Annotated in this window: 10 protein-coding genes; 7 read left to right on the plus strand and 3 right to left on the minus strand. The window is 33.5% G+C overall.

Annotated elements, in window-relative coordinates; all coding sequences use genetic code 11:
* Positions 1-667: 667 nt before the first annotated feature.
* Positions 668-1345 carry a hypothetical protein gene (locus CKF54_RS07415; protein ID WP_119525718.1) on the minus strand — a complete coding sequence of 226 codons (678 nt, stop codon included), beginning with the start codon at positions 1343-1345 and terminating at the stop codon, positions 668-670.
* A gap of 1105 nt (positions 1346-2450) precedes the next feature.
* On the opposite strand from CKF54_RS07415, the gene CKF54_RS07420 reads away from it, so the two are divergent.
* On the plus strand, positions 2451-3527 hold the full coding sequence (locus CKF54_RS07420; protein WP_222987584.1) for an MBL fold metallo-hydrolase: 1077 nt from the start codon (positions 2451-2453) through the stop codon (positions 3525-3527).
* A gap of 410 nt (positions 3528-3937) precedes the next feature.
* Here the strand turns inward: CKF54_RS07420 and CKF54_RS07425 are convergent, their stop codons facing one another.
* On the minus strand, positions 3938-4882 hold the full coding sequence (locus CKF54_RS07425; RefSeq protein ID WP_119525720.1) for a nucleoside hydrolase: 945 nt from the start codon (positions 4880-4882) through the stop codon (positions 3938-3940).
* Positions 4883-5518: 636 nt separating this feature from the next.
* Positions 5519-5809, minus strand: coding sequence for a YciI family protein (locus CKF54_RS07430; protein WP_119525721.1), 291 nt, complete (start codon positions 5807-5809; stop codon positions 5519-5521).
* Positions 5810-6141: 332 nt separating this feature from the next.
* Between CKF54_RS07430 and tsaD the strand changes: the two genes are divergently transcribed.
* From tsaD to CKF54_RS07460, 6 genes are all read left to right on the plus strand, one after another.
* A complete protein-coding gene (gene tsaD / locus CKF54_RS07435; RefSeq protein ID WP_119525722.1) occupies positions 6142-7257 on the plus strand; it encodes a tRNA (adenosine(37)-N6)-threonylcarbamoyltransferase complex transferase subunit TsaD in 1116 nt (371 codons plus the stop codon).
* Positions 7258-7712: 455 nt separating this feature from the next.
* Positions 7713-8405 (plus strand): DNA methyltransferase, encoded by a 693-nt coding sequence (locus CKF54_RS07440; RefSeq protein ID WP_119525723.1) that lies wholly within the window; start codon positions 7713-7715, stop codon positions 8403-8405.
* Complete coding sequence (locus CKF54_RS07445; RefSeq protein ID WP_119525724.1) at positions 8395-9069, plus strand: restriction endonuclease; 675 nt, start codon at positions 8395-8397, stop codon at positions 9067-9069. Before CKF54_RS07440 ends, CKF54_RS07445 begins: the two co-directional genes overlap by 11 nt.
* Before the next feature lie 667 nt (positions 9070-9736).
* Positions 9737-11014: a DNA adenine methylase gene (locus CKF54_RS07450; RefSeq protein ID WP_119525725.1), complete on the plus strand. Its 1278-nt coding sequence runs from the start codon at positions 9737-9739 to the stop codon at positions 11012-11014.
* Between the two features lie 106 nt (positions 11015-11120).
* Complete coding sequence (locus CKF54_RS07455; protein WP_119525726.1) at positions 11121-12053, plus strand: Dam family site-specific DNA-(adenine-N6)-methyltransferase; 933 nt, start codon at positions 11121-11123, stop codon at positions 12051-12053.
* 87 nt (positions 12054-12140) lie between these two features.
* On the plus strand, positions 12141-12656 hold the full coding sequence (locus CKF54_RS07460) for a Panacea domain-containing protein (RefSeq protein WP_119525727.1): 516 nt from the start codon (positions 12141-12143) through the stop codon (positions 12654-12656).
* The last annotated feature ends 812 nt before the right edge of the window (positions 12657-13468 follow it).

Genomic DNA, 13468 nt, shown 5'->3' on the forward strand with positions numbered 1-13468 from the left:
CTAGCTTTCTAGCTTTCTAGACTACTAATTTTAACAAGATAAAATAAAAATGTGTAGTTATCGCTAACTACACACTGCTAAACTTCTAAGAACAATATTCGACAATTAAAAAACTTAGAGAATATCTAATTCTTCTCATGCCTTATTATTCTCTTATATTTTACCAAAAAATCCAGCTAACTATAAAAAATTCCGTAAAAATTAACTTGATACTAAAAACTGCATATTTTTCACTAGTCTGATTTTTCATAAAAATTGCAATTTAACTTTACCTATAAATCAGGTAAAAATATAGATATAACCGAACAGTTTAGTTAAATTTTGTTGAAGTTAAAATCTTCTAAATCTGTTATTTATCTCTAATTATTCGTTTATCGTAAAGAATAATAACCTTTAACTTTGTGCGGTTATTACCCTTTTCTCGACAATTACAGTGAGTTATACCTATAGCTTTAACTCGAGCTGTACCTAGAACTGTACCTAGAACTATAATTCAATCAGTATCTCCTCTAGCTGCACCCCAATCTGTACTTTTAGCTTCTCCTCAAAAGCTAGACAAACAAAAAACTCTCCTAAGACATGTCTTAGGAGAGTAAACTAGTTCATTTTTATGCGTTATGTAAATTATACGTGTGTATACACTTATTATTTTTTCATAACCAAAGACTTAAAACTTATTTGGATTTAAATCCTCATACGCAAAAGCGTAGCCTTCTTTCAGGGCTTTTATCGTACGACGAATTTCACCATCTGATAAGCCTTTTTCTTTGAGATCAATTATAGCACACTCAACTAGATATCTACAGCGAGCGTAATACTTTCTTCTCTCAAGTTCATCGACAATTTCTTTACGTTCAGCACTTAAGAAAGGATAAACAGAGTTACTATTAATAACTTTGCGCGATTCTTCTAAAGTGTAGTCAGAGTAGTTGTTTTTTGAACGACGAGAGAGTAAAGAATAGTGTTCGGTTACTAGACAACGATAACGTAAATGTCCGTTCTCTTTAACGACAATTGGCGTACCAATTTGGTACTTCAATTGACGAGTTAATACTAAGCCATTTTCATTTGGGATATGAGCGGTAAAGTTAATTACTAGTTGAGAGCCATGTTTAGCACAAACTAATAAATCTCCGTAGTTCTCATAAAAGTTATCACTGTCGAGATCTATTTCCACAATGGGAAAATGTGAGCGATCTATTGCTTCGTTATGCTTTTTGATTAAACGTTCGTTTTCACGAATACGTTTATTCATTAGCTTAGGTTTACGATTATAGTTTCTTACCTTACTCAAGTTATTGTCATTAAGTTCTTGAACTGATAAGGTTTTTACATCTGAAGTCATAGGTATTTGCAATCAAAAATAGGCAAATTTTAAAATTACCCGAATACTTTGGACTTTTTAGCGCAAGTTTGCGCAAAAAAGGAAAAGTATTGGGATTGCCAAAAATCTCATGGGCAAGTAAGTGACTAGTTGGTTAGTTTGTCAATTTTACAATTTACTCATTTTGCCAATTGTACAAATTTGTACAATTTACCTTTGTATTACCATTGTAAAAATTGACAGTTTTTTAAATCTTGACTAGATTCATTTTTCTGCCGGAGATTTTGCTTTGCTATTTTATAGTATCTGAGGTTATTTTGCTAGCTGTTATAATCTTTTTTGGTCTTAGCTGTGGGTTACTGGATAAAATTTAGTTGGATTCATTTGTGGAAAGTTGTTTGAGTTGATTTACTTAGTTGAGCTAGTTTTAAGTAGTTTAGCTAATTAGGTTTAAGTAGTTTAGCTAATTACTTTTTGGTAGTTTAGCTAATCAGGTTTAACTAGTTTAACTAATTGGTTTTAACTAGCTTAATCTAATTAGATATAACTAGACTTGTTGCTACAAAGTATGTTACTTTGTAAGTTTATCTTACTTAACAACTTTCTTAGTGGTTATGTAAATTATTCTAGCAAAGGCGAAGATAAAGCGCTGTAGTTTTTTCCCACTCTACATAGCACACTGTGAACTCATTTAATTATGTCTCATTATTTGCCTGTTCAGGCTCATTCTGTAACTTTCTCCGTCTTTGCTAGATCAATCAAGCTTCTATCTAACTTCAATCTAGTATCATTCAATCCTCAATATAACCTCAATCTATCTTCAATATGTCTTCTAGCTAGGTTATACCTAGCTTCCAAGTAAGCTTCTAACCAACCTAGGATTGTTAACTTTTATTCAATAGTGTTTTCTGTTTTCCTAGCTTGTTTATCCCCATACAATTCAATATAATACTTCTTTAAGTAAGTAATCACGAGAAAGAAAATATACTTCTACTCTTGTATTCTCTTGATTACAATTTTTGACAATAAGAACAACATCAGAGAAATAAACACAAACATGCATCTACTATTTGTAATTTTTAAATACCTGCTACTGTTAATTGTAGCTTTGAGCTTGAGCGTATTCTTGTTTTTAAAATTAGCTCCAGTATTTGGTGGTAAACAAGATCAAGCAACGCAAGCATTAATGGCGCAAGCGCCTAACTATGACGCTGAAAGTCAAACTTTTAAAAATACGCACGAAGTTGCTGTAAGTACTATTCCAGAGGGAGAAGAACTAGAGCCAACTTGGAAACTCCTTCTCAACTTTGTCGCTGAAAGTACTTTTAAAGAAAACCCTCGTAAACCAAAAACTCCACTGCCAAGTGTTAAAGCAGATGTTGCTAACCTCAACAATGGTGAGTTCATTTGGTTAGGACATTCAACTATTGTCGGTAAACTCAACGATCAGGTAATTATGACTGATCCGGTATTTTACTCAACCTCTCCTGTGTCATTTATTGGTAAACCTTTCTTAATGCAACACTTACCACAAACAAGTGACATACCTGCGGTTGATGTTGTAGTTCTATCTCACGATCACTATGATCACTTAGATTACAAAGCTATCAAGGAATTAAAAGATCGCGTTGCTCACTTTGTAACGCCTCTAGGCGTTAAAGCGCACTTAGTGCGCTGGGGAGTAGATCCAAGTAAAGTTACTGAACTTTACTGGTGGCAATCTACCGAGATTAACGGTATTACCTATACCTTAACGCCAAACCAACATTTTACCGGTCGTAGCTTTAACGATTCAAATCGTACTCTATGGGGCTCTTGGGTATTACAAACTCCAACCAACTTTAAAGTATTTTTCTCAGGAGATGGTGGTTACAACGATCACTTCAAACAAATTGGTGACAAGTTTGGTGGATTTGATATAGCGTTTATTGAAAATGGACAGTACAATGAAAGATGGGCAAACATCCATATGTTCCCAGAACAGTCATTACAAGCTGCCAAAGATTTACAAGCGCAAAGAGTAGTACCTATCCACTGGGGGAAATATGATCTTTCTCGTCATAACTGGGATACTCCAATTCAAATCTATTTAGCTAACAAAGATCGTATCTATCCAGAATTAATCGTTGGTACTCCGGTTATTGGTACAACTTTTGCTTACGATAACCTACCACAAGAACACTGGTGGGAAAATGTAAAATAATCTTTACCTAGTGGGGTTAAGTTTACAAAGTAGAGTTAATGTTAGAACTACTTGTTCGAACTACCACCACAAGGTAATGTAAGGGTTACTTGTTCAAACTACCATAAGATAATACAAGAGCTACTTGTTATAACAAACATAAAATCATGTAAGGGCTACTCTTTAAAGAGTAGCCCTTACACATTAGGAATTTAACAAGAAGGTAAAGAAAATTTTCTTAATTTTCTAAAAAACTATTTCTTTTTATAATAAATATGTGTATAATTTGCATTAACAAAATGTTTTATAAAAGAGCACTTTGTAGTGAATTAAAATCTCACAAAAATAAATTATTATCAAACATAGGAAGGTCAAGAGTATAACTCTTGACCTTTTTTTTAATTCTACTTATTTTAAGTCTAACTCTAATTTTACTTCTTCGCTAAGTCAGTTACATAAGCAAAGAAAGCATCACGATCAACATGATGAACTAGATTTACTGGACGACCTTGTTCACTAAGAACAGTTCTACCAGCTGAAGGTCCATCTGTAATCACATCACTATATACTAGACGAGATTGTGCTAACTCAGGCTTGCTTAAATAGCAAGTAGTTAGAACGTCCCATAAAAAGTAAGTTGAGTTAGTTACAAAGTGAGTTAAAGGAGGCACACAAGCATATGAGTTCCCTAAAAAGTCCACTCCTTCGTAACGTCTTTGTGCTGCCCAAGCATCACGTACTTCTGGCGTTAAAGGTACTAAGTTAGTACTTTCTAAGGCTACTAAATGGATTTTGATTGAGCTTTGCCATACACGTTTAACTGCATACGGATCCCAATAAGCATTCCACTCTGCAGTGCCATCGTGTTCAGGCTCTTCAACGTTACCTCTTTCTAAGAAAGTACCACCCATCCAGTAAAGCTGTTTGATCTTACTTTCAATACTTGCATCTACATCTAAAGCACGAGCTAAATCAGTTAAAGGACCAGTAAAGAGTAAATCAATTGGTTCTTCTGCATTACGTAAGATCTCAACTAATTCTAAGTGAGCTTTACGTGGTGCTTCTTGAACTACTACTGGTTTTATCTCATTTAGCAGAGTTAAAGCGTCCATAGTAAAAGCTTGTAAACGCCATTCTTTGGGAAATTGATGCACAGGACGAGAGTCAGACCAAGCTACTTGAAGTTCTGCTTTATCTCGAGCAGATCCCCAGCGATTAATAATTTTACGACTTGCTGAAACCGCAGGTTCAATATAACAATCAGCGTCAACTACGCCAACGCCAACTAATTCAACCTGATCCATTTTAAGTAAGAGGAATAAAGAGATTAAATCATCTACTCCACCATCATGATTAAAATATACTTTACGAACCATATTGCAGTTTCCTATTTTGCCTATTGTTTAAAGGGATAGTGCGAATATTACCTTTAATAAACAGAGACTTCTATTATAAAGTAATTATGAGGTAAAAGTTGGTTTATTAATTCTTGCTTGGATGATAATTTGCAGAAGTAGATGCTAATAGGCTAGCAAGCTACTAGACTAGCAAGCTACTAGACTAGCAAGCTACTAGACTAGTGGGCTACTGGACTACTAGCTTGAAGTATTTAGGATTGCTATACAGGCAGGTATCTTGAAGTACTTAGTACTGGTGCACCTATTGGTTGGTATTTGAAGTAACTAAGTATTGGAGAGTTTATGTTGAGGTAAATTGAATAACCAAGCCTTAGTTAACCCCTCTATAAATGTGAAAAGAGGAAAGTAAAACAACTTTAAGTTATTTCACTTTCCTCTTTTAGCAATTGTAAGCTCTTTGCCAATTGTAGGCTATTTGGTAATTGTAGGATATTTGGTAATTTTAAGCTCAGGTTCTTCCGTACTGCTAGCTATTTAGCATAATGATAATTCAAGTCTTTGATGATTGTAGTTTACCTGCTAAACATGTAAATTGCGGTATTTTGATTACGGTAGTTTACTTGCTGGCAAGTAGATTACTCTCACTGCAATTTACTAAGAAGCTAAGATATCTTTGATTAGATTAGCTTTAAATTCACGAATGGTGTAAGTACCATGGTTGTTGTAAAAAGCGTCTTCAGCAATAATTTGTTCAAGTTCAGCTTTACTTGCTAAATCTGCAATTACTACTCCAGATGGGATATCAGTATCGGTGTAAGGACCTACCATAATAAACTTGCCTTCAGCAAAGTATTTGTTGTACCATGCACGATGAAGTGGTAGTAGCTCATTTAATTGTTCTGTAGTTAATGCTTTTGTATTGATTACAATATCTAAAAGTAACATATTTATTCGCCTCGTTGTTTTATTGTTGTTTGTGGTTACTGTAGTCTGTGATTACTGTAGCCTGTGATTTGTAGTTCGTTACTACTGTTATTTGTGATTTGTAGTTTGTGATTACTGTTGTTTGCTACTACAGTTCGTTAATATTGTAGTCAGTGACTACTGCTTGCTATTATAAGCCTCAACACTTTAAAGAACAATCGACCAATTAACAAAAGATCTTCAACTCAAAGTTAAAGATAACTTCCTTAGCTCCTAGCTCCCAACCTCCCCCCTGCGAAATTTGTTATAATGTATTCCTAAAAATCTTATTATTTTATCCCTCAACCTCTTTTATGATCCAAACAACATATTCTCACTTAGATAAAGTTAACATTTTGGCTATAGAATCATCTTGTGATGAAACTGGTGTGGCTATTTACAACGGAGCGAAGGGCTTAGTTGCTAACCAACTGTTTTCTCAAGTTGATCTACATGCGTTATATGGTGGGGTAGTTCCGGAACTAGCTTCACGTGACCACATTAAACGTGTTCAGCCATTAGTTGACGATGCCCTCAAAGAAGCAGGTTTAACTTTAGCAGATATTACTGCAATTGCATACACTTCAGGTCCAGGATTAATTGGAGCTCTTCTTGTTGGGGCAACCTATGCAAAAACTCTAGCTTGTGGTTTAAACATCCCAGCAATTGAAATTAACCACCTTGAAGGGCATTTACTTGCGCCTTTTCTTGAAGAAGACAAACCAGAGTTTCCTCTGTTAGCAGTGTTAATTTCAGGGGGACATAGTCAATTTGTCTATGCTTCTGATTACCACAATTATAAGATCCTTGGACAATCTGTTGATGATGCCGTAGGTGAAGCTTTTGATAAAACTGCAAAACTTTTAGGTTTACCTTACCCAGGTGGAAGATTACTTTCTGAACTTGCAGAAAAAGGTAATCCAGATTTTACCTTTGCCGCACCAATGATTAACCGTCCTGGGGTAGATTTAAGCTTCTCTGGTTTAAAAACAGCAGCTTTAAATAAAATTACTGAACTCCAAAACCAAAAAGGGGAGTTAAGTGAACAAGACAAAGCAGATGTTGCCAAAGCTTTTGAAAATACAGTTGTTCGTACTTTCTTAATTAAAATTAAACGCTGTTTAGAACAAGTACAAAACGACTATAATGTTAAATTAAAAAATATCCTGATGGTTGGAGGAGTGTCCGCTAACAAAACTTTACGTGCAGAACTCTCTCAAGAGTTTAACCAAAAAGGAGTTAAGTTCTTCTATGCTCGTCCTAGCTTCTGTGTTGACAACGGAGCTATGATTGCTATTGCTGGTTTTATGAAATACATTCGCCTCTTTGGGGCTGATAATGCTAATGGAGTAAAACCTAGTTATGCCCAAGGTCAAACTTTTAGTGTTAACAAAGTTAGATCACGTTGGTCTTTAGAAGACTTACACTAGTTTAGTTAGTTCACAGAACAAAGAGCAAAGAGCAAAGAACTTTGATTAATTCTGAAAAATAGAACTAGTTTAGAAGACTTTGAACTAGTTACTCAACTAGACAAAATTAACTTAAGCCAAAATATATCTCGCTATTTCGCTATAACTTTTAAATTTGAAAAAATATTTGAAATTTATACCACTTCTGTGAAAAAATGAGATAAAATATTTATAGTCTTGAGATATGTATAAAAACTTGTTAATAGATAGTAATTGAAAGACTATTTATTATAATATATTGATTTATGAGGTCACCATTATATGGTGACCTCATTATAATTATAAATACTTTAAAAATGTCATAAAAAATGTAAAAAATCCTTATTCTCCGGAGATTTAAGTAGTATAATATAATATAACTATTTATAACTTTATAACATTCCTTAAGTAAAACTAAAATATATGAATTGATATTTATGATTTTTAAAAATCCAGATGATATTAAATTAATAAATCGAAGAAACAAAATGGATGGTTTAGATTTACTTGACAAACTAAACGACCAAAGTATTCGTATTTGTTTCTTTGATCCTCAATACCGTGGGATATTGGACAAAATGGCTTATGGTAATGAAGGTGTTAAACGTGGTAAAGCTCGATCAGAACTCCCACAAATGTCTGAAGAGACTATAAGCAAATTCATCACCCAGATTGAGAGAGTGCTAGCGCCAAATGGTTACTTATTCTTATGGATTGATAAGTTCCATTTACTTGAAGGAGTTAAACAATGGTTAAATGATCTACCTAGTCTAGCTATTGTCGATATGATTACTTGGGATAAGTTACGTATTGGCATGGGGTATAGATCAAGAAGACGATCAGAATATCTTGTTGTTATCCAAAAATATCCAAGAAAAGCTAAATCCACTTGGACTATCCACAACATTCCTGATGTTTGGGCTGAAAAACTAGAGGGGAAACAAAGCGAGAGACATACTCACGCTAAACCTCTTGAGCTACAAAAGCAACTTATCCTTGCAACTACTACTGAAAACGATTTTGTATTAGATCCTTCAAGTGGTGGTTATTCGGTTCTTAATAGTTGTCAGTTAGCTAATCGTCAATTTATTGGTTGTGATATTATTTTTGGAGAAGAATATGAGAATTAGACAAGCTGCTGGTCGTGTTGATGGTAACTCGGCTTACATTCGTTTATTTGACAATCCACAATTAGGTGCGTTAATTTCTAAAGTTCAATCTACCGTGATCTCTAATGGTTCGGAACTTGAAAGATTAGTTCTTTCTCGTTGTAATGTTATTCAAGATCTAGATATATTCATTGATAACGTTGCTCAAAATCAACAAGAACGTGGTATTTACGTTTGTCATAAACGAACATTAAGAAAATCTAGCTATATTGAAAAAGTTAAAGGTATTGAACCTGATATCTTAATCTTTATCGTTGAAAATAGATACTCTTGTAAAGTCGTAGAACTTAAAGATGGTGATAGCTTTGACACTAAAAAAGCTAAGGCAGAGAAAAATAATCTCGAAACCTTTGTATTGAAGTTTGGTTCAATAATCCCATTTGTGACAGAGTACTATGTGTGTTGCTTTAACCAAGAAGATAAAAATCTAATCTATCAAGGATTTAAAGGTGAAATCACCTACGAGCATATCTTAACTGGTAAAGAGCTATGCGAAATATTAAAAATTGATTATGATGAAATAATCAAAATTCGTAAAGAAGATGCTGTTGATAATCTTAACTACTTTGCTGAAGAATTAACAAAAATTCCGGAATTAGTAGAGTTAATCAAAAAGCATTTATAATTCTATCTATGCAATTTTTTATTAGAGGCTGATCTTTTGAAGCTATTGCTATTGCAGAGCTTATTAGATACCTTAGTCTCTTTTGTTTAGATATTACTTACTGATTAGTAAAAGATGATCATCTAAAGTTCAAGATTTTAGTGTTTACACTAATGAGATTGTGATATTCTTTAGAAGTTTTACGCTATTTACTAAACCGGTAATACTAACTTAAGCCAAACAAATATATCTCATCATTTCTCCCTATCTTTTAATTTCATAAAATTCTTTGAAATTTATACCACTTCTGTGAAAAAATGAGATAAAATATTTATAGTCTTAAGATATTTATAGTCTTGAGATATTTATTAATACTTGTTATAGCAAATAAAGACTATTTACTAGAATTTATTTGAGTGATTATTGATGAGGCCACCATATTATATGGTGGCCTTTTGTCATTTAAATTTTTTCTAACCGACTATTTTCTTCCAGATGATAAACATCTTGGAAGACATTACTACCTTAAGCCCCACCTTTTTAAAACTACCCTCTTATTAAAATTTACTTCTTCTTAGCAAGATCCCCACCTAAGAATAAATTCAAAAGATAGAAATACTCTCAACAAAAATAGAGCTTCTGCTTTAAAAAGCAGAAGACCTAAGATTGTTTAAATGTTAGCACCAACATGCTTTTAGAAAAATATTTAGAAACCCACAACTTAAACTTAAAGCAGTTCCATAAACATAGTGGCTTTTCTCAAGCTACGCTAAAAAACATAAATCAAAGGAATTTAGCCAAATGGAATTTTGCAGTATTTAAAGCACTAGCTGAAGTTACAGGTAAAGATACAAACTTAGTTGTACAAGATTTAGAGAAATTACAATCAACACTTGAAAACAACACTGGTACCGAACGAGAAAAGCGCTTTAGCCTAGAGAATAGACGTTATATCGGGAATAAAAACAAACTACTCGATTGGATTTTCTCTTTACTTAAAGAGCACACTCAAGGTGATAGTTTTATCGATATCTTTGCAGGAACTGGAGTAGTATCACAACGAGCGTTAAAACATTATTCTCATGTAATCCTCAACGATTTTCTCTATTCAAATCAAGTTATTTACCAAGCATTTTTTGGTAGTGAAGCTTACGATCAAGATAAACTTGCGCGCTATGTAACAAAGTTTCAACAGCTTCAAACTAATACTTTAGATGATGATTACTTTGTCACTAATTACGGCGATAAATTTTTTAGTGAAAAGGATGCACGAGTAATTGGTGAAATACGTACACAAATAGAACAGGCATTAGATTTAACGGTACGTGAGAAAAACATCTTATTGGCTTCTTTAATTTATTCGGCAGATCGTATAGCAAATACGGTGGGACACTATGATGCATACCGTAAATTAGCCCACGTTCCGGATAAGTTTGAATTTATTCTGATTAATCCTTTAACTATCTCTGACCAACAGCAAGTAGAAATCTATCGCCAAGACGCTAATATTTTAGCTTCACAAGTTTCAGCAGATATAGCTTTTGTAGATCCCCCTTACAACTCTCGTCAATACTCTCGCTTTTACCATGTGTTAGAAGTATTAACTAAGTGGGAAAAACCTCAACTCTCTGGGGTTGCCATGAAACCACCTGCTGAAAACATAAGTAGCTATTGCAAAACTAGTGCACCTCAAGTTTTTGCAGATCTCGTAGAAAAACTCCAAGTGAAATATATAGTTGTAACTTACAACAATACTTACACTTCTAAAAGCAAAAGCTCTCAAAACAAAATTACCCATGAGCAAATTTTGGCAGCTTTAGAAAAAGTTGGCAATACTCAAGTATTCTCACAACCTTTTGCTTACTTTAATACTGGTAAAACAGAGCTTACTGACCACAAAGAGTTTGTCTTTATTACCAAAGTTAATCAAGATCGAAAGCAACAGAGCAACAAAGCAACAGAGTAAATAAGAAAGCTAGTTAGAGCAACAGAATAACTGAAAAAGTTATTTCATACCCTCCTATATTCTCTATTTTTACCGTTAATTCCCCCCAACCTTTTACTGTTAGCCTATGAAAGGAAGAACGAAAAAGATTAAAGCTAAACCTGTAAGATCCCCTCTCTTTTATGTAGGGGATAAGTACAAGTTAATGCCTGAACTCCTAACTCTATTTCCTCCACAAATAAATACTTTTTATGATGTCTTTTGTGGTGGAGGAAGTGCTTCTCTGAATGTAACTGCACGTAAATTTATTCTCAACGACCTGAACGATAAGGTAATGAGTTTACATCGTCATTTACATGCCCAAGCTCCACAGATGTCAGAGTTTATTGCACATATGCATCAACTTATCAACTCTTACGGCTTGAGCTTATCAGAAATAGGTACTAATGAGCAGATCACAGCTTTAAAAAAAGAGTTTGTCAAAACTTATTTCTCTCGTTACAACCAAACTGCTTATTTAAAACTACGAGAAGATTACAATGCCCAAAAAGAGAATATGGATCTTCTTTATCTCCTACTGGTATATGGCTTTAACCACATGATTCGTTTTAATAAGCAAGGAGATTTTAATCTCCCTGTTGGGAATGTTGACTGGAATAAGAATGTCACTACGGCATTAAATCATTATGCAAATTGGGCTGTAAACAACGATATAGTTTTCTCTCCAAGTTTGGATTTTGCTGAATTTATTCAACAACAAGAGTTTTCCTCTGGTGATTTTCTTTACTTTGATCCTCCTTATCTAATTACCTTTAGTGATTACAATAAACTCTGGAGCGAAGAAGATGAATTAAGACTCTACGCTTTACTCGATCAATTGGACGCTAATGGTATTAAATGGGGACTTTCAAATATGCTAGCCCATAAACAAAAAGAAAATAAGTTCTTAGCTTCTTGGGCACAAAAATATAAAACTTTTAGAATCAAAAGCAATTACATTTCTCGTTTTGATAATACAATCAAGCAAGACAGTATTGAAATCTATGTAACCAATTGTTAAAGATGTTTATTAAAGATACTTAGAAGCGGAGAATGTAAAAAATAACCCAGAGTACTTAAATGTACTTAAATATACAAGGATTCAATTATGGAAGAAAAATATGTTTTCAATGATATAGATACTCTCGTTACCTATCTACACTCTTTACAAAGCAATATGTCTGCTCTTCAATTACAAAAGAGCTTATATTTTCTCTATGCTCTCTATGTAGGAATGTACTACAACAGTACGCAAATAGCTGAATTAGGCGGTGAGTTTTACCCTGATGAGTTATTTAAAGCTGATTTTGAAGCATGGATGTATGGTCCAGTTATAAAAGAAGTTCTCTTTAAATTCCAAAGTAATCCTAACTTTTATCAAGATAACCTTGAATCTCCAGAGTACAAAACCTTTATTTCGGAGTTAACCCAAAAAACATACGGTAAGCATGTTCTCAAGTTTGTCAAAGATGTATTCAAAGATATTGTTGCCAAAAGTGACTTCATGCTAGTTGAGCGTAGTAAAAAAGATCCTGCATGGCAAAAAGCATTTAAAGCTGAAGATAAAACTATGTCTAATGAACTTATTATCAAGCAGTATCTAAAAATCTTTAGAAAGAGCTAAACTCTGCCTCAACTAATTTAACCAAAAAAGCAAAGGAGGCACCAATGCCTCTAAAATCTTTCTTGATTTTTAGACACACCTTCCCCGTACTCCATTTGAAAAAATTTGAGCACTAGGACAATAGCTTCCAAAATTTTTGCGTACACTTTCCCTACTCATTCCTGTTAAAGGTTTGAGCTGGTTCTAAAGTCTTCTTAGTTTTTTGGCAATAGTTACCCATCACCTTAAGTACAACTTAAGGCTTGGTTTCCTAAAGCCACCTTTGACTTTACTTGTAAGTTTGAGCTAGGTTGACAGTTCTCCTAAAATCAGATGTCTCTTAAATTTTGGACACAACTTCCCTATTCTCATTCCTCACAAATTTCTAAGGTTTGAGCAAAAACTTTGTAGCTTTTAATGAAGATCAATGTAATGAAACCACTAGTTGTGATCTTTCCAACTAGAGATTTAGTTCGAATACAAAATAATTTATATTTCTAACTTCTCTTACTTTAAGTTTTAAGTTGATACACTTACTTTAAGTTTAGTTAGATACAATCCAACTTTCGACTAAACTTGTCTTTAAGTTGAATTAGATGTAGTACAACCTCAGACTAAACTAGTATTTAGTTTAGGTTGAATTAAATGCGGTACAATCTCTGACTAAACTACATTTAGTCGAGTTATACACAGTAAAAACTTCTAGCTTTAAGAAGCTAGATGCTTAGTTGTTTTGAAGAATTTAATAAACGATTTACGTTTACTTACATTTACGTGTTTAAGTATACGTTTGTAGACGTTTACGTACTTTTACAGACGTTTACATGTGTTTG

This window comes from Psittacicella hinzii, assembly GCF_003585885.1.
Lineage (GTDB): Bacteria > Pseudomonadota > Gammaproteobacteria > Enterobacterales > Psittacicellaceae > Psittacicella.